We start from the raw sequence: 17,602 nt of genomic DNA on the forward strand, positions 1-17,602 counted from the left end.
AAAGACCTTATTTGATACGAAGCTATTTATTCGGAACTGTGTCTGATCAAGTGGACAATTAAATAATTAAAGTTTTTAGCAAGGCTGATTTCATATCATTTATGAGGTCAGCCATTTTTAATATCATGCATCTATAAAGAAAAATAGAACGGTAGTTTTTCTTATCACATATATGTAGTAAAATTAGAATTTTTTGTTACAAGGGTCTATAATCTGTAGTATGCTATTTTTATATGACAAAATAGAGCAGAAAAATGATATATGATATGTCATAATATAGTTATAATAAAGAAGTATTAGGGGGGATTATTGTGACGCAAAATAAAAAACATGTCATCCCAAAAGGGAAATACGGTCGTAAGCGACGCGAATATTTTCATAATGAGGAACGGGAGCAGCGTGTCCAACAAGAGCGTAAAGCTAGAAAACAGCGTGAAGAAAGAGCTGAAATTCTTGCTAAAAACAATGAAGAACGTGTTAAAGAAAACCTGAGAAAGGCACGCATAGAAAAACTTACACAAGAAGAAATTCAGCAACAACAAGCAACTGCTGCTGCGCGTAATTCAACATATTCACAAGGAGAAACCACTGATCAGCAAATCCCTTTAGATGATACATTTAATGAAACATCAAAGCAAATTGACAACGAGGATAAACATGCAACAGATAAACAGCCATCAAAACTTACCGTTGATAATCAAGGCAGTGGTTTGAATCAAGATGAACCGAACATACAAGATACACCGCTAAAAAAAGAACAAGAGGAGCACTTTTATTCAGAAAATGCACAACAGTCTAGAGTTGATCATTATTTAAATGATGATGAAAATAAGACTCAACCTCATAACCCAAAATTAGAGGAATCAGAGCAACTGCATCAATCTAAATCAGAAACTGAAACTAAAGGTGAACAACGTACTACAGAAAAGGTAAGGACGTTTTTTATTGAGCATTGGGCTAAAATTTTAATCGTTGTTGCAATTATTGTGCTATTAATATTAATACAAGCAATATTTAAAAATGTTGATGATAATGGCAGTTCAAATCACAATGCTTTCAATGATACTCAAGATACAGACAAAACATACACAACAACAATGAAAAGTGCAAATAACGCAATTCATTCCGTAGTAACTGTTGAAAATGACACAAGTAATGATACAACCTCTGCTGAAAAAGAGACACAAGAAGCAGGAAAAGAGAATGAATTAGGTTCAGGTGTCGTCTACAAAAAAGTGGGCGACTCTATTTTTATTATGACGAACGCACATGTTGTTGGAGATAAAAAAGAGCAAAAGATTACATATGGCAACGATGATTATTCAATTGGGAAGGTGATTGGAGCAGATAAATACTCAGATATCGCTGTGGTTAAAGCCAAAGTTAAATCAGATAGTGACGTTAAACCAATTAAAATGGGAGATTCTAGTAAATTAGTGTTAGGAGAACCTATTATAGTAGTTGGAAATCCATTAGGTGTAGATTTTAAAGGCAGTATATCAAATGGCATTGTTTCAGGACTAAATCGACATATTCCAGTTGATATTGACAAAGACAATCAATATGATGTATTGATGAGTGCTTTTCAAATGGATGCACCAGTCAACCCAGGTAATTCTGGTGGCGCAGTTATTGATAGAGAGAGTAAATTGGTCGGCATAGCATCTCTGAAAATAGACATGGACAATGTGGAAGGTATAGCCTTTGCGATTCCTATTAATGATGCTGAAAGTATTGCTAAGCAACTAGAAGATAAAGGTGAAGTTAAATATCCTAATACGGGTATCACAATTGCCAATATAGGCGACATTAATGACTCGACAAAACAATCCATTAATCTACCTGATGATGTAAATAAAGGTGTATTTATAGGGGAAGTAAAAAAAGATTCATTAGCTGAAAAATCTGGGTTGCAAAAAAATGATGTCATAGTAGAATTAGATGGTAAAGAATTAGAAGATAATCTTAGATATAGACAAATTATTTTTAGCCATAAAGATGATTTGAAAACATTGCCAGCCAAAATATATAGAGATGGCAAAGAAAAGGATATTAAGATTAAACTGAAATAACGTTGAGGTGATGAAACGTTGTCCATTTTCAATCAATTGTTAAAAAAATCAAGTCCTCAACAAGGGATTGTGATGTATTATATAGTGGCGATTATTGTAGCATTTTTAATGCTTAATTTGCCTTTTGTACATAAATCCAATATAACGGTTGACCCAATTGATTCATTGTTTGTTGCGGTATCTGGCGTGAGTGTAACAGGCTTATCACCTGTTAATATAATCGATACATACACGACATTCGGTCAGATTATTATAATGATTATACTCAATATGGGCGGTATTGGTGTTATGGCTATCGGTACCATGTTGTGGGTTGTATTAGGTAAACATATTGGTATGCGTGAGCGTCAATTAATTATGCTAGATAATAATAAACATACAATGAGTGGAACTGTAAAATTGATTTTAGATATCGTTCGTACAATTCTAATCATAGAACTTGTGGGTGCATCGTTATTAGCATTTTATTTTTACAGAGATACGCCAGATATTCAATATGCAATTATGCAAGGTATGTTTGTATCCGTATCTGCAACAACAAACGGTGGACTTGATATTACTGGGCAATCACTCATACCGTATGCAAATGACTATTTTGTGCAAACAATAGTAATATTTTTAATTATGTTAGGTTCCATAGGCTTTCCAGTCCTATTAGAAGTGAAAGCGTATATTAAAAATAGAATACCAAATTTTAGATTTTCATTATTTGCCAAGATTACAACGGTAACTTATTTTGCGTTATTTATTTTTGGTGTATTAATCATATTATTATTAGAACATAATCAAGCATTTCAAAATATGAGTTGGCATAAGTCATTATTTTACGCATTATTTCAATCAGCAACAACAAGAAGTGCTGGTTTACAGACATTGGATGTAAGTGGATTTGGTGAAGGTACTAATATAGTGATGGGTATCCTAATGTTTATAGGATCTTCACCAAGCTCGGTTGGCGGTGGTATTCGAACTACGACCTTTGCTATTTTAATATTGTTTTTATTAAACTTTAGTAATCAACCAGAAAAAACATCTATCAAAGCCTTTAATCGCGAAATTCATATTACAGATGTTCAGCGTTCCTTTGCTGTATTTATCATGGCTAGTATACTGACATTCGCGAGCATGATATTTATACTCGTTGTAGAAAATGGTAAAGTATCATTTTTACAAGCGTTTTTTGAGGTTATGTCAGCGTTTGGAACATGCGGACTGTCTTTGGGTATCACAGATGATGTTAATGATATGACCAAAGGTGTGTTAATGCTATTAATGTTAATCGGACGCGTTGGTTTAATTAGTTTTATTATTATGATCGGTGGACGTAGAGAACCTGATAAATTTCATTATCCTAAAGAACGTATACAAATCGGCTAATTATAAAAATTATTTTAAAGAGCAAAGTGGATTGTGTCAGTTTGTATAATGATCAGTGCCAGTACATCTCATCATTGATGTATTGGCGCTTTTATATTGTGGGCTAAATTGAAAATTAAACTGCTATATATAACTTGAAAAAATACTAGCATTATTATTTCAAGCTATTTTAGAAACGTGTTAGACTAGTGTTAATGAGGGGAGAGGCGTATGAAAAAAAGTGAAAAAATTGCAATAGATATCATTACTACTTCCGATATGCATAGTTATTTTCAAAGCGGTGAAAATAATTCAAATATTTATAGAGCAGGTTCCTATGTTAAAGATGTAAGAGAAACGAATGAGCATGTCATTTTATTAGATAGTGGCGGTAGTTTAGCCGGCTCATTAGCAGCATTTTATTACGCTATTGTTGCACCTTATAAGCGTCATCCCATGATTAAATTAATGAACGCCATGCAGTATGACGCAAGTGGTATTAGTCCAAATGAATTTAAATTTGGCTTGTCATTCTTTTCAAGAGCCGTATCATTATCTAGATTCCCATGGCTATCTGCAAATATTGAATATAAACGTACGAAAGAACCATACTTCTCCACGCCATATACAATTAAAGAAATAGAAGGCGTTAAGATCGCAATTGTGGGTTTAACTTCAGATGGATTGATGGAACGTGAACATTTTGAGATGGAAAACGATGTACGTATTGAAAAAACATTACGTTCTTCTAAGCGATGGATTCGATTTATTCACGAAACTGAAATGCCTGACTTTTTAGTTGTTATTTATCATGGCGGACTTAATCAACTTAATAAAACATCTAATGAGCGAGAGCAACATGTGAATGAAGCAGAAAAAATTATGCAAACTTTAGGTGTTATTGATTTATTGATAACTGGACATCAACATCAAACATTTATTGGTAGGGATGATCAAACGCTTTACGTTCAAGCAGGGCAGAATGCCGAACAGCTGATTCATGTAATGATTAATTTTAAGAAACGTACGAATTCATATGAACTAGAAGATGTAAATTCCAAAATTGTGGATTTGAATGATTATCCAGAAGATGCAGCTTTATTAGATTTAACATTTTATGATAGAAAAGCAGTTTGTCACTGGAGTGAAGAGGTAATCAACGAAAAGGCAGTATCAGCATCGGTCAATGGATTAGGAGATGTGATTACTAAACCGCATCCATTTACGCAGCTATTACATGATAGTATTCGTTTGGCGTATGACTATGATATATCTTGCGTTCATTTACCTACAAGTGGTGAAAAAGGGCTCAATGGCATTATCACAAATGAAGATTTATTCAATGCGTATCCACATCCTGATGTACCAGTTGATTTAACAATGAAAGGCCAACAAATTCAAGCTATATTAGAATATTGTTATTCTCACATTGAATTCAGTCACGGTGAACTAAGTTTAACAATTGTAGATGAAACGCTATGTACTTTTTGGCAAGGGGTCGATTATACTATCGATATGAATGCCGAACCATTTAACCGCGTGACGTTAAAAAATATAAAATTAGAGCATATGTACCGTGTTAGCATGACTGATTACTGCTATAGGAATTACAAACAATATCTAGAAAATGCAGTAATCCATGAAACAGATGAAATTACCATGGTAGAATTAATCGCTCGAAATTTAAAAAATAATGATTATCAAATACAGCAAAAGCAAACATTCGATGTGAAACTTTGACATGTGAAATGTTTTGTTAATAGACAACGCGTTATGAAATAAAGGAAAATATCCAAAACTTTTAATAAAAAGTAATACATGAATAAAATAAGAGGAGCCTTAAACATTTCAAAATGTCTAAGGCTCCTCTACATCATTATTAATAGACTTGATTATCCAAGTTGGATTAGCCATGGAATATTAATAGAATAACAACTGCAACAATTTGTGCTATTACAGTCGTAGCAATTCTACGTGTATAATAATAGCTTAATGAAAGTATTAATTGAACTATAAATACGAAGAAAACAATCCACATTTTATCTAAATAGAAAAATAATGAAGCAGAACAGATTGCTGTTATTAATACACTTAACCACATAGGAATATTTAATTTTAGTAATTCTTTTTGTAGTACAGTTCTCATATAAAGTTCATGACATGGTATCACAAATAATAGAGTAACTAACATCTGCCATTTAAAGTATACACCCGTACGAGTTAATTCTTTAATCAGTGAAGCGTATTTAATATCTGGCGAGATTGCTGCTATAATAAGCTGTATAATTATAAGTACGATACCTGTAATTATACCCATACCAAGAGAAGTTAATAACCTTTTAGATTCAATATCTCTTTGGTAAAATATATAGCTAATACCTGCTATAAGCATAATGCCCGTATAAAGGTACCAATATTCTTGCTTTTCGCCCCACATAATATACAAAATAATGTGGAATACGATAAAGCTTATGATAAACCAGATTAACGCGTTTGAAATTCTATTCATATAACTATCCTTCTTGTTCGACGATTGTATATCGTTTGTGATTGATGACAGTTTTTTCAGGCAAGTCTAGATCATTAAAATTTTCCATAATTGTTAGGTCTACAATTACTGAATTATCATTAATTTTTTCTACGCGGCCTTTTAAACCGTCATAAAATTCTACTATATTTCCCACTTCTGCAACAGTCATTTTTAGTCCTCCCTAGAAATGCTAACTAGATAGTATTATACAAAAAATCTTAAGACAAATAAACAAATAACCATTAAATATATTGTTATCCTTCTTTTTTTGAAAAATATTGAGAAAATCAGTTAAATGATTGGCATTTTTTATAAAAGTATTGCATAAATAAGGTAAGGGTATATTGAGGAAAAGGAGTGCAGTAAATGAAATTTATAAGTAATCATAATATTACCGATCCCACTTTAAATTTGGCAATGGAAGAATATATTTTAAAAAATATGCCGAATGATGACAGTTATTTTCTTTTTTATATAAATCGACCTTCAATTATTATTGGTAAAAATCAAAATACAATTGAAGAAGTTAATCAACCGTATATTGATGAACACGGTATAGATGTAGTAAGACGTATCTCTGGCGGGGGCGCAGTGTACCATGATACGGGTAATTTAAATTTTAGTTTTATAACCGATGATGACGGTAATAGTTTTCATAATTTTAAAAAATTCACTGAACCTATTGTAGAAGCTTTAAAATCTCTTGGTTTAGATGCTGAAATGAGTGGTAGAAACGATATTCAAGTTGGTAACGCCAAAATATCAGGCAATGCAATGGTCAAAGTAAAAGATAGAATGTTTAGCCACGGTACATTAATGTTGAATAGCGAGCTTAACGAAGTTCAAAATGCTTTAAGAGTAAACCCAGCTAAAATTAAATCTAAAGGCATTAAATCTGTAAGAAGCCGTGTGGCAAACATTTCAGAGTTTTTAGAAGAACCGTTAGATATTGATACATTTAAAGAAATTATTTTAAAAACGATATTCGGTGAAGCTAAGCAAGTTGAAGAATATAAACTCTCGGATAAAGATTGGGAGAATATTGAGAAGTTAAGCAATGAGAAATATCGAACTTGGGAATGGAATTATGGTCGAAACCCGAAATATAATTTCGAACGAGAAGAAAAATTTGAAAAAGGTTTTGTACAAATTAAATTAGATGTTAAAAAAGGTAGAATCGAACATGCTAAAATTTTTGGTGATTTCTTTGGCGTGGGGGATGTTACTGAATTAGAACACGCTTTAGAAGGCACATTACATGATTTTGACAGTATTGAAGAAGCATTAGCAGATTATGATATTTTCCATTATTTCGGTGACATTGACCGACACGAACTGATTAGATTAATGTCATAAATAAATACAACATCGAAAAAAGGTCTATTCTCTAACTTTAAATAATTAGTGAATAGACCTTAATTTAAATGAACTTCTAATAAATTAGCCAACGAGATATTCCTCCAAATTTTTGTATTCTTCAGTATAACGTTTGAAATCATTCTCGTTTTTATTTTTAAGAGCGTTATCTATCAGATTTTCTAGTTGCTGTTTACGTACATTCCTTAATGATTCGTCAATGATTAATTCAATACCTAAGTCGTTAATTGTTGATACAAAAGACTCTAATGTATTGTATTTTACATGTGTATTATGTTTCATTGAAAACACAACCTCTCTATCTATATTTACGTATAGTATACAAGGTTTTGAATCCTAAATCAACGAATATTCTGACTTTTCTGGAAAAATTAGTGTAAAATGCAACTTTCAGTAATTTAAAAATAGAAAAAGTTTCGCACCTAAAATTTAATTGCGGAAAATTTATAAAATATTTTATAATATAAGTTGATTTTAAATTGGTGTTGGTATATTATTTGAGTATCACCAAATTTTGCAAGGAGGTCACAACTATGAATCAACCGTACATTATTAAAAAAGGTGATATGGCATTACAACCTTGCCATCTAGCTATTGGACAATATGAAGGAACGCGCGTACTAAGGTATAAAGAAGATGAAGATGTGATTAAAGAACGTACACATAAAATTATTGATCGTTCCTGTAGATTTTATGGTAGTAGTTATGTGTTTAAGAAAGAAGACACCATTCGGATCACTGGTATTAGCAGTAAACCCCCAATTCTATTTACTCCATTATTTCCCACTTATTTTTTTCCAACTCATTCTGATAGAAAAACACAAAATACATGGATTAACATCCATTATGTTCAAAGTATTAGATCATTAAAAGATAAAAAATGTAGAGTTAACTTTGTTGATAATCAGTCTATCATTGTCAGTATTTCAGCACATAGCATGCATCATCAATATTTAAATGGTATTTATTATTATTATATGATGGACAGAGCAGCTAGGGTTGCAACTTTTGATCCGGAATCTCCAATAGATTATACGAAACCACAACTTAATATATACGAAGCATTAGCTAAATACTCTTTGTTTGAAAGCAAATAGTTAAGAATTATTTAAATTATTAATGTAAAATTAGGATATGCGGAATATTATATTAATTTAGTGTAAATGTTCTGCATATTTTTTTGCAATAGTACTTGAAAATTTGTTATTAATTGATATAATAATATTTGTGCTTGATTAGAGATACAAATTAATCCACAGTAGCTCAGTGGTAGAGCTATCGGCTGTTAACCGATCGGTCGTAGGTTCGAGTCCTACCTGTGGAGCCATTGGAAACGTACTCAAGTTGGCTGAAGAGGCGCCCCTGCTAAGGGTGTAGGTCGCGAGAGCGGCGCGAGGGTTCGAATCCCTCCGTTTCCGTAATAACACAAAATTCTTTAAAATTCTATTTTACAGAATGCCTTAAGAACGTTGATATATCAGCGTTCTTTTTATTTTGTCTAAAATTCTCTATTTGGATGTTTTTAAATTTACTCATTTTAGATCTTAAATTTTTCTGTATTGTTAAGCTTTTCTATTATTTTTATTAAAAGAGATATTTTATGTATTTCTTAGATGTGCTGCACCTCGACCATATATACTAAATAATAAAAAAGGCAGTAAAGACTGCCTTTTTAAAACTATTTAGGGTCTAATTCAAAAATAACTTTTTCATTAGATAAATCTAAAAATTGTTCATATTCTAATTCTATTTTTTCTGGGTTGCCATTAATAGCGAATCCAGATGATCCGTCTATACTTCTTCCAGGCGACAAGCCATCAAGTAACTCATCATCGACAGGGTAAGATTTAGCTTGTTTTCCATCGGTGTAAACTTTTACATCTCCACCAACTGGGATATCGTCACCGCTATTATTTTTAACTGTCATATCAACTTTTAAAATTTTATCTGCTTCAATATCTTCGTCAGCAAATTCGTTTCTTTCATCAGTGTAATATGCATCATTTAAAGTGAATTCTACATCTTTTACTTTAACAGTATCTCCAACATGTTTGATTTCAGTATCATCATCTTTATCTAAGGTATTTTCTTCATTAACATTTTTATCTACTTCATTTACCATGGTTGCTGAACATGCAGCAAAAATAATACCCATAATAATTATGAAAACTAGACAACCGCCACAGCCCCAAAACCATTTCTTTTTCTTGCCTTTCTTCTGCTCCTCTTTGTACTGTTCAAACTGTTGCTGCTGCCTTGCTAATTGCTCTTCCAAAGAAATATCGTTTTGTTCCTTTGCCATTATGTCATTTCCTCCCAAATAATAAATTTATGCTATAAAAACACATTAATATTATTATACGAAAAATAAATAATTATTTGTAGTATGCATAGCAATATATTATTTAACATTTACACAATATTGGGTTTAATATACATAAAATTGAAAAGGTTGTTTAATTAATAACTACCATCATATAAATATAATTTATATTTCATTCTTTAATAGCGTAATGTCTTGAAATTATACTTTACAGAAGAATCAAAGTATTGTTAAATTGATTTTAAATTATATACATTTTGCTGAAAGGCCTTAATGATATGTTAGAAAGAAATGGTTAATTCTAAGACTGAGAATTTCACTTTTAATCCAAGATTGCAATGTGGCATTTAAATTGACTCCGAATATGCTCGTAGATAATTAAAACCAAGTTTGAAAAATTCAATTATAGAAAGATTATTTCTCTGATTATACGTAAAACAACCGCTCGTACCCATATTGATTATGCCAACAGGGTATAAGCGGTTGCCTACATTTGTTCTTGAAGTTTCGTGCAATTTATTTCGTAAATTTATTTTGATTTATTTTTGATTAAATTTCTAATTCCTTTAACAATATAGCCTACAATAAGGGTTCTAAAAATGCGTTTAATAATGTTCATAAGTTTAACCTCCTAGCAAATAAAAAATCACTCATTTATATACAACTACTATACCCTGTTTAAGACAGCGTAAATAAAGATAGGGAATTTTTTAGAAAGTTAAATGCGGGTTACTTTTCAAGCGTGATTAGACCGTTTTCATCTGCTTTGTTGAAGAAAATCGTTAGTATACCGCTAATTATAGCGATAATGTAAGGGATGCCAGTCCAGAAAAATATTAAATGAATAATACCTTGTAGTAATTGATTTGAATAAAATTTGTGTATACCACACCAGCCTAACAAAAATGCGAGTACAACATATATAACTTTATTTACTTTCATTAGTATAATATCCTTTCCTTTAATTGATTGATTTAATTATCTCTTATATCACGCATTAGGACAAATAAAACAATATGAAAAAGTATATAGGGCACCGTTATGATTACTTCGAATTTTCACATGGATTCGTATATAATAGAATTAATAGTTGGATTAACATAAAGGAGAAATTAAAATGATTAGAAAAGCGAAGCCTTATGATAAAAAAGAAATAGCAGAATTATGTTATATCATCTGGAGTCAATTAGATATAGATATGGTAAAGGAAGTAGAAAAGTCTCGCTTACTTAATATAATGAAACAAAGTATGGTCGACGTAAAATATAGGGGGCACATTAGTAATGTTTGGGTATATGAAATAGATGGTCATATTGCAGGGTGTTTGATAGCCTATCCAGGGGATCAAGAATTAGAACTTGAGCAAGCGTGGTTAGAACTAAACGTAGATGAAGATATTAAAGCTTATGGCACGCCTATGCCAATGAAAGAAGCTAATGATGACGAATGGTATATTGAAACTGTCGCAACGTTCCCTCAATATCGTGGAAATGGTGTAGCAACAAAATTAATTAAACATGTATTAGATAATAATCCAAACGAAAAATGGAGTTTAAATTGTGATGTAGAAAATATAGCAGCGTTGCATGTATATGAGAAATTAGGGTTCCAAATCATGAGTGAATTTGATTTATATGGTCATATGCATTATCACTTAGTATATACTCAATCTTAAAATAATTGTAATAAAAAATCGCTCTTCAAATGAATGAAGAACGACTTTGAATTCAAGCTATTCAATTTAGTGTCTTAATATTAGATACCGCCTAGCAATGCGCTAATATAGATACCTAAAGCATAAAGGACACCAAAGAATGTATTGGTTTTTCCTGTTGCTGCCATTGCAGGCATCATTGATGTAGGGGTATCATTCTTTTTAAATCTACGAACTGCTTTTATTGGCATTGGGAAGGATAGTAAAGCAATTAAGAAAAAGATTGAACCGCCTGGTTTAAAGAATGTAATATAGATAACTAGCAAATAAGCGATGATATACATTAATGCTAAAAAGCGCACAGCATTATTTTTTCCTAATAAAATAGGTAAAGTTTTGCGACCACTTTCTTTATCTTTAACGCGGTCACGGATATTGTTTGCTAAATTGATCAGACCAATCGTAATTACAATCGGAATACTTATCCATATCGCTAGACTCTGTACATTTCCAGTTTGGATAAAGAATGAAATTAGGATAATAATCATTCCCATAAACAAACCAGAGAAAATCTCACCAAAAGGTGTCCATGATATTGGAAAAGGGCCGCCCGTATATAAGTAACCTACAGCCATACATATTAAGCCGATTGGTAGCAACCAGTAAGAACTTTGCGTTGCAATAAACAAGCCAAGTATCGCAGCGATAATATAAAAGGCAATAGCTAAATTCATGACGAGTTTTGGACTCATGCCGTTTCTCACAATGGCGCCGCCTATGCCTACCGAAGTGTGGTCATCTAAGCCTTTTTTAAAATCATAATATTCGTTAAACATATTTGTTGCTGCTTGTATAAGTAAGCAAGCAATTAACATAGCCACGAATAAACTAAGTTTTAGATGATCTTCACTGCCTAACAAGAAAATCTTTGCGGTAGCAGTACCTACTAATACTGGTACAACTGCAGCGGTCAACGTATGTGGTCTCATTAAATGCCAGTATTTTCTGACAGTTGAATATTGTTGGTATTGAGATGCCATAATTTTTTACCTCGAATCCTTTTAATGTAATAAATTTTTATCAAATTTATTTTAATAGAAGAAGGGGTAAAGGTCAAATTACGTAAAAATGTCTGTATGAAATAAGCTGAAAAGCGTACATGGATTTTGAAAAGTGGTACAATATTATAATGAGTGTAAACTGATAATGAAAGAAGTGAAATAGATGACTTTAGATGTCAAGGAAAGTGAAATTGTCGAAGCGGTATACGAAAGTAACCAAACTTGGGTTTCTGTAGAAGCAAAATTAGATTATGAATTAGATCCTACAATATTATTTCATGTAACCGAAGATTGTGCAGGAGACCGTTTCTATTTCAAGAAAAATGACAACGAAACTTCATTCTTTGGCTATCATGCTATTAAGAGATTTAAAAATGATTTTGAAAATAAGCAATCTATTTTCCGCGAGTGGGAAAAATATAAGAATGATATTGAATTAATACATCCAAGCTCCGAGAAACATCATTTGAAAATATGTGGTGGTTTTCAATTTTCATCACATAAATCAGGGGATGAATGGCGCGAATTTGGTATTAATCATTTTGTCTTACCAGAAGTGTTGGTGACGATGGAACAAGGAAAAACATTTATCACATATACTGTAGAATCCGAGAACTTTGAAATAGATGCTTTCTTAGCAATTATTGATAAGCTTACTCAAAAAGATATACAGCTAAATGACAAAATAGGAGATATTAAGCGGATCGATGACATTTATAAAGATGAATGGCGTGATCTAGTTAAAGACACAATTGATATTTTAGACGAAAATAAAAAAATTGTACTTGCAAGAAAACGACTGATTATATTTGATAAGAACGTCAATATCTCATACATCTTAAACAGAGCAATACAGGGTGAACATAATAGTTATTTATTTGTATTAGAATCGCAAGATAGTGTGTTCTTTTCACAGACACCTGAACAGTTAATGGAAGTAAGCGATGATGTTTTATCTACAAAAGCAGTTGCTGGTACAATTAAGAGAACACATCAAGAAGAAATAGATAAAGCAAATATAGATGCATTTTTAAATGATGAAAAAAATTTAAATGAACATCGTTTCGTAGTTGAAAGTATTTTAAATGATATTAAACCTTATGTAGAACAAATTACTTTCAATGAAAAACCACAAATTTTAACGAATGATCATTTATATCATTTATACACTAAAATTAAGGGCCGCTTAACCAAGACATCTTATATTGGCTTACTAGATAACTTACATCCTACGCCAGCATTAGGTGGTTACCCTAAGGACGAAGCAATTTCTTATATTGAGCAGTATGAATTTGGTACAAGAGGTCTATATGGTGCGCCAGTTGGCTATATAGATATGTATGATAACTGCGAATTTATTGTAGCTATTAGGTCTATGTTAATTAAAAAGAACCAAGCAACATTATTTGCGGGGTGTGGCATTGTGCATAATTCTGATGCTGATAGTGAAGTAGCAGAAACTGCTGTTAAATTTAGTCCAATGATGAAAGCTTTAGGAGTAGAGAAATATGAATAATCATACAGATGCTTTAACAAAACAAGTTTTCACACTTGTTTCGGAAATATATGCATATGGCATAAGAGAAATCGTAATTAGCCCAGGGTCTCGTTCAACGCCTTTAGCAATCGCAATTGAGGCGCACCCTAAGTTAAAATCTTGGATTCATCCAGACGAACGTAGTGCTGCCTTTTTTGCTATGGGTTTAATGAAAGGCAGTGAAAGACCAGTTGCGGTTTTATGTACATCTGGCACGGCTGCTGCAAATTATACCCCAGCGATTGCAGAAAGTAATTTAAGTCATTTACCTTTAGTAGTTTTAACAAGTGATAGACCACATGAATTAAGGGGTATAGGCGCACCGCAAGCGATTAATCAGACAAATATGTTTGAAAATTATATACATTACCAATTTGATTTTCCTATAGCAGATGCTAATGAAGTGCAAGATTATATGGCTGATACTGTAAAATTTCAAATGCAAAAAGCGAGTCAATATTTATACGGCCCACACCGAGGCCCGATACATTTAAACTTACCATTTAGAGAACCTTTAACGCCTAACTTAGAAAAAGTAGAGTGGCTAACTTCAGATAACAAAATTTTGCCACATTATCAAAAAACAACGAGTATTAATGAGATAAGCACAATTATGCAAAAGCGTAAAGGGCTCATTATTGTTGGTGATATGCAACATCAAGATGTAGACCAAATTCTTACATTTGCTACGATACATGATATGCCAATTTTAGCCGATCCTTTAAGCCAATTGCGTAGGGAACATCATCCTAATGTGGTGACGACGTATGATTTATTGTATAGATCCGGATTATCAATTAATGCTGATTTTATAATACGAGTCGGTAAACCAGTCATTTCTAAAAAAGTAAATCAATGGTTAAAAGCGACTGAAGCATTTCAGATATTAGTGCAAAATAATGATCGTCCAGATGCATTTCCAAAGGTGCCTCATGTATCTTATGAAATGTCTGCTAATGATTTCTTTAGACAACTATCTGAAATACCTGCGGTTGAACGAAAAAATTGGTTGGAAAAATGGCAATCATTAGAAAAACAAGCACATATCAAAATAAAAGACCATTTAAGAACAGCAACTGACGAATCAGCATTTGTAGCTAATGTATTAGATAAATTGACAAAAGATGATGCACTATTTGTAAGTAATAGTATGCCAATCCGTGACGTTGACAATTTATTTATTGATTGTGAAGCGGAAGTTTATTCTAATCGTGGTGCTAATGGTATAGATGGCGTGGTTTCTACTGCGATTGGTATGGCAGCGCATAAACGTGTAACATTATTAATTGGTGATTTAGCATTTTATCATGATATGAATGGATTGCTAATGTCTAAATTAAATGATATTAATTTAAATATTGTCCTGTTAAATAACGATGGTGGAGGTATTTTCTCTTACTTACCACAGAAAACAGCAGCAGATAGTTATTTTGAAAGACTATTTGGTACACCGACAGGCCTGAACTTCGAACACGCTGCGTTACTCTATGATTTTACATTTAAGCGCTTTGAGTCAATAGAAATGTTTAAGTATGCAGAACTATCAAAATTTGGATCTCATATCTATGAGATTATGACAAATCGTGACGAGAATTTAAATCAGCATCAAAATCTTTATACGAAACTGAGTGATATCATTAATGTTACATTATAAGTTTCACCAATCAAAGAAAGATACGAATCAACTATTGATTTTATTGCATGGTTTTATCAGTGACCAAACTACATTTGATGACCATATCAGTCTGTTTACTGAAGAAGTCAATGTATTAACGATTGATTTACCTGGTCACGGCCACGACCAATCAAATCAAAATTATACATGGTGTTTTAAGTTTATTTGTGAAGAAATAAATCATACACTATCGTTATTTAATACGTATCAATTATTTTTACATGGCTATTCCATGGGTGGTAGAATAGCATTATACTATGCACTATATGGAGCATATAAATTAAACGGATTGATTTTAGAAAGTACGTCGCCCGGTATTAAAAAAGAAGAAGATCGTATTGAAAGGATTCAGGTAGACCAAGCACGTGCAAAAGTTTTGGAAATTGCAGGTTTAGAAATTTTTGTCAATGACTGGGAAAAGTTACCTTTATTTCAAACACAATATGATTTGAGCAAAACAAAGCGACAAAAAATGCGTCAGATGAGAATGCAGCAAGCGCCAATGCGTTTAGCAAAAGCATTGCGAGATTATGGAACTGGACAAATGCCCAATTTATGGCCAAAAATAAAGGATATAAACGTGTCCACATGTATCATTGTAGGTGCTTTAGATGAAAAGTTTGTAAGCATTGGTCAGAAAATGAGTCAATTGATACCAAATAACCGTTTGTTCAAAATTGCTGATAGTGGACATACAGTACATGTGGAAGAAATGGCAGAATTTGATAAAATAGTATTAGGCTTTATTTATAAGGAGGAGCAAAATGACTAGACAATGGGAAACAATCAAAGAATATAAAGAGATTAAGTATGAATTTTATAATGGAATCGCTAAAGTAACCATTAATAGACCTGAAGTACGTAACGCATTTACACCGAACACTGTCCAAGAAATGATGGATGCATTTTCAAGAGCGCGCGATGACCAACGTATTTCAGTTATTATTTTAACTGGTGAAGGCGATAAAGCATTTTGTTCAGGCGGAGACCAAAAAGTGCGTGGCCATGGTGGTTATGTAGGCGATGATCAAGTCCCTCGTCTTAATGTATTAGACTTACAAAGACTTATCCGTATCATCCCAAAACCAGTTATTGCTATGGTTAGAGGATACGCAATCGGTGGAGGCAATGTATTGAATGTTGTTTGTGACCTAACAATCGCTGCTGATAATGCCATATTTGGCCAAACCGGTCCAAAAGTAGGATCATTTGATGCTGGTTATGGTTCAGGTTACTTAGCTCGTATTGTAGGACATAAAAAAGCACGTGAAATTTGGTACTTGTGCAGACAATATAATGCTCAAGAAGCTTTAGATATGGGCTTAGTAAATACAGTAGTGCCATTAGATGAAATAGAAGATGAAACTGTTAAATGGTGTGAAGATATCATGCAACATTCACCTACTGCATTAAGATTCTTAAAAGCTGCAATGAATGCGGATACTGACGGTTTAGCTGGGTTACAACAGATGGCCGGGGATGCTACATTACTGTATTATACAACTGACGAAGCTAAAGAAGGTAGAGACGCGTTTAAAGAAAAACGCGACCCTGATTTCGATCAATTTCCTAAATTCCCATAATTGAATCAATAAAGATTTGGTAAACCAAACGACGATTCGTTTGGTTTATTTTTTTACGAAAAATACTTTATAATGAGAAAATTAATTGCAAATCTAAGTTTTGGCACTAAATATATGCGTAATATACTATTAATATTTTTTGGGTTACCTGTAAAACTAGAAAATGATTAGAATAAAATGGGTTTCGGTGACATTACGTTGATAAACGCTAGTATTTTTAAAAGTTTTGAGTAGTTTATTATTATATTTTACAGCAAATAAAAATTCTATTAATATAATTGCGAAAGGTTAGAGGAGCGTATGTATGACATAAAATACAAAGGACCATATAATGAAAGAAATGTGTTTTCTATTTTATGTACCAAGTAAAGAAGTAGTAAACAAGTTTAATAGACATCTAAAGCAGTATGATACTAGCTTTCCGAACTGAGCGG

The 17,602-nt window shown here is 32.3% G+C and carries 17 protein-coding genes and 2 tRNA genes; 12 read left to right on the plus strand and 7 right to left on the minus strand.

The features are described 5' to 3' along the window. Window positions 1-311: 311 nt before the first annotated feature. The 3 genes from KA894_RS10140 (at window position 312) to KA894_RS10150 (ending at window position 5,168) form a co-directional block, all read left to right on the plus strand. Entirely contained in the window at window positions 312-2,072 is a 1,761-nt protein-coding gene (locus KA894_RS10140; RefSeq protein ID WP_096810456.1) for a S1C family serine protease, read from the plus strand. Between the two features lie 18 nt (window positions 2,073-2,090). Further along, window positions 2,091-3,449 carry a TrkH family potassium uptake protein gene (locus KA894_RS10145; RefSeq protein WP_119488130.1) on the plus strand — a complete coding sequence of 453 codons (1,359 nt, stop codon included), beginning with the start codon at window positions 2,091-2,093 and terminating at the stop codon, window positions 3,447-3,449. 210 nt (window positions 3,450-3,659) lie between these two features. Beyond that, window positions 3,660-5,168, plus strand: a complete 1,509-nt coding sequence (locus KA894_RS10150; RefSeq protein ID WP_119488129.1) for a bifunctional metallophosphatase/5'-nucleotidase — start codon at window positions 3,660-3,662, stop codon at window positions 5,166-5,168. Between the two features lie 166 nt (window positions 5,169-5,334). Here KA894_RS10150 and KA894_RS10155 read toward each other — a convergent pair whose 3' ends face one another. Together KA894_RS10155 and KA894_RS10160 are read right to left on the minus strand one after the other, a co-directional pair. Continuing rightward, window positions 5,335-5,937, minus strand: a complete 603-nt coding sequence (locus KA894_RS10155; protein ID WP_210133933.1) for a CPBP family glutamic-type intramembrane protease — start codon at window positions 5,935-5,937, stop codon at window positions 5,335-5,337. Between the two features lie 4 nt (window positions 5,938-5,941). Further along, entirely contained in the window at window positions 5,942-6,127 is a 186-nt protein-coding gene (locus KA894_RS10160) for a YkvS family protein (RefSeq protein ID WP_002508073.1), read from the minus strand. A 197-nt stretch (window positions 6,128-6,324) separates the two neighbouring features. Here KA894_RS10160 and lplA point away from each other — a divergent pair, with 197 nt between their 5' ends. Further along, window positions 6,325-7,314 (plus strand): lipoate--protein ligase, encoded by a 990-nt coding sequence (gene lplA, locus KA894_RS10165; RefSeq protein WP_115342310.1) that lies wholly within the window; start codon window positions 6,325-6,327, stop codon window positions 7,312-7,314. Between the two features lie 84 nt (window positions 7,315-7,398). On the opposite strand, the gene KA894_RS10170 is transcribed toward lplA, so the two are convergent. Then, entirely contained in the window at window positions 7,399-7,617 is a 219-nt protein-coding gene (locus KA894_RS10170; protein ID WP_096810451.1) for an IDEAL domain-containing protein, read from the minus strand. Between the two features lie 251 nt (window positions 7,618-7,868). Between KA894_RS10170 and KA894_RS10175 the strand changes: the two genes are divergently transcribed. The 3 genes from KA894_RS10175 to KA894_RS10185 all read left to right on the plus strand — a co-directional run bounded on the left by KA894_RS10175 (window position 7,869) and on the right by KA894_RS10185 (window position 8,753). After that, the gene (locus KA894_RS10175; RefSeq protein ID WP_096810450.1) at window positions 7,869-8,432 is read left to right on the plus strand and encodes a competence protein ComK; all 564 of its coding nucleotides are present in this window, start codon (window positions 7,869-7,871) and stop codon (window positions 8,430-8,432) included. 155 nt (window positions 8,433-8,587) lie between these two features. After that, window positions 8,588-8,662: transfer RNA gene (locus KA894_RS10180), tRNA-Asn, on the plus strand. A 2-nt stretch (window positions 8,663-8,664) separates the two neighbouring features. Then, a tRNA-Ser gene (locus KA894_RS10185) sits at window positions 8,665-8,753 on the plus strand. 260 nt (window positions 8,754-9,013) lie between these two features. Here the strand turns inward: KA894_RS10185 and KA894_RS10190 are convergent. The 3 genes from KA894_RS10190 to KA894_RS10195 all read right to left on the minus strand — a co-directional run bounded on the left by KA894_RS10190 (window position 9,014) and on the right by KA894_RS10195 (window position 10,600). Continuing rightward, on the minus strand, window positions 9,014-9,637 hold the full coding sequence (locus KA894_RS10190; protein WP_103373396.1) for a DUF4352 domain-containing protein: 624 nt from the start codon (window positions 9,635-9,637) through the stop codon (window positions 9,014-9,016). A gap of 550 nt (window positions 9,638-10,187) precedes the next feature. Beyond that, complete coding sequence (locus KA894_RS14800; RefSeq protein WP_249776154.1) at window positions 10,188-10,277, minus strand: SAR1012 family small protein; 90 nt, start codon at window positions 10,275-10,277, stop codon at window positions 10,188-10,190. Between the two features lie 110 nt (window positions 10,278-10,387). Beyond that, window positions 10,388-10,600, minus strand: coding sequence for a TM2 domain-containing protein (locus KA894_RS10195; RefSeq protein ID WP_046208085.1), 213 nt, complete (start codon window positions 10,598-10,600; stop codon window positions 10,388-10,390). 175 nt (window positions 10,601-10,775) lie between these two features. Here KA894_RS10195 and KA894_RS10200 point away from each other — a divergent pair, with 175 nt between their 5' ends. Then, entirely contained in the window at window positions 10,776-11,333 is a 558-nt protein-coding gene (locus tag KA894_RS10200; RefSeq protein ID WP_096810447.1) for a GNAT family N-acetyltransferase, read from the plus strand. A gap of 80 nt (window positions 11,334-11,413) precedes the next feature. Here the strand turns inward: KA894_RS10200 and KA894_RS10205 are convergent, their stop codons facing one another. Next, window positions 11,414-12,352 carry a 1,4-dihydroxy-2-naphthoate polyprenyltransferase gene (locus KA894_RS10205; RefSeq protein WP_103373398.1) on the minus strand — a complete coding sequence of 313 codons (939 nt, stop codon included), beginning with the start codon at window positions 12,350-12,352 and terminating at the stop codon, window positions 11,414-11,416. Window positions 12,353-12,536: 184 nt separating this feature from the next. Here KA894_RS10205 and KA894_RS10210 point away from each other — a divergent pair, with 184 nt between their 5' ends. From KA894_RS10210 to menB, 4 genes are read left to right on the plus strand one after another with little or no spacing between them, the layout of a single operon-like run. Beyond that, the gene (locus KA894_RS10210) at window positions 12,537-13,889 is read left to right on the plus strand and encodes an isochorismate synthase (RefSeq protein ID WP_103373399.1); all 1,353 of its coding nucleotides are present in this window, start codon (window positions 12,537-12,539) and stop codon (window positions 13,887-13,889) included. Beyond that, a complete protein-coding gene (gene menD / locus KA894_RS10215; RefSeq protein ID WP_096810444.1) occupies window positions 13,882-15,564 on the plus strand; it encodes a 2-succinyl-5-enolpyruvyl-6-hydroxy-3-cyclohexene-1-carboxylic-acid synthase in 1,683 nt (560 codons plus the stop codon). Before KA894_RS10210 ends, menD begins: the two co-directional genes overlap by 8 nt. Then, window positions 15,551-16,357: a 2-succinyl-6-hydroxy-2,4-cyclohexadiene-1-carboxylate synthase gene (menH, locus tag KA894_RS10220; protein WP_210133935.1), complete on the plus strand. Its 807-nt coding sequence runs from the start codon at window positions 15,551-15,553 to the stop codon at window positions 16,355-16,357. Before menD ends, menH begins: the two co-directional genes overlap by 14 nt. Further along, the gene (gene menB / locus KA894_RS10225) at window positions 16,350-17,168 is read left to right on the plus strand and encodes a 1,4-dihydroxy-2-naphthoyl-CoA synthase (protein WP_096810442.1); all 819 of its coding nucleotides are present in this window, start codon (window positions 16,350-16,352) and stop codon (window positions 17,166-17,168) included. The genes menH and menB overlap by 8 nt, the downstream gene beginning before the upstream one ends. Window positions 17,169-17,602: the final 434 nt, after the last annotated feature.

The sequence above is a fragment of the Staphylococcus sp. GDY8P131P genome, from assembly GCF_017891975.1.
GTDB classification, from domain to species: domain Bacteria; phylum Bacillota; class Bacilli; order Staphylococcales; family Staphylococcaceae; genus Staphylococcus; species Staphylococcus nepalensis.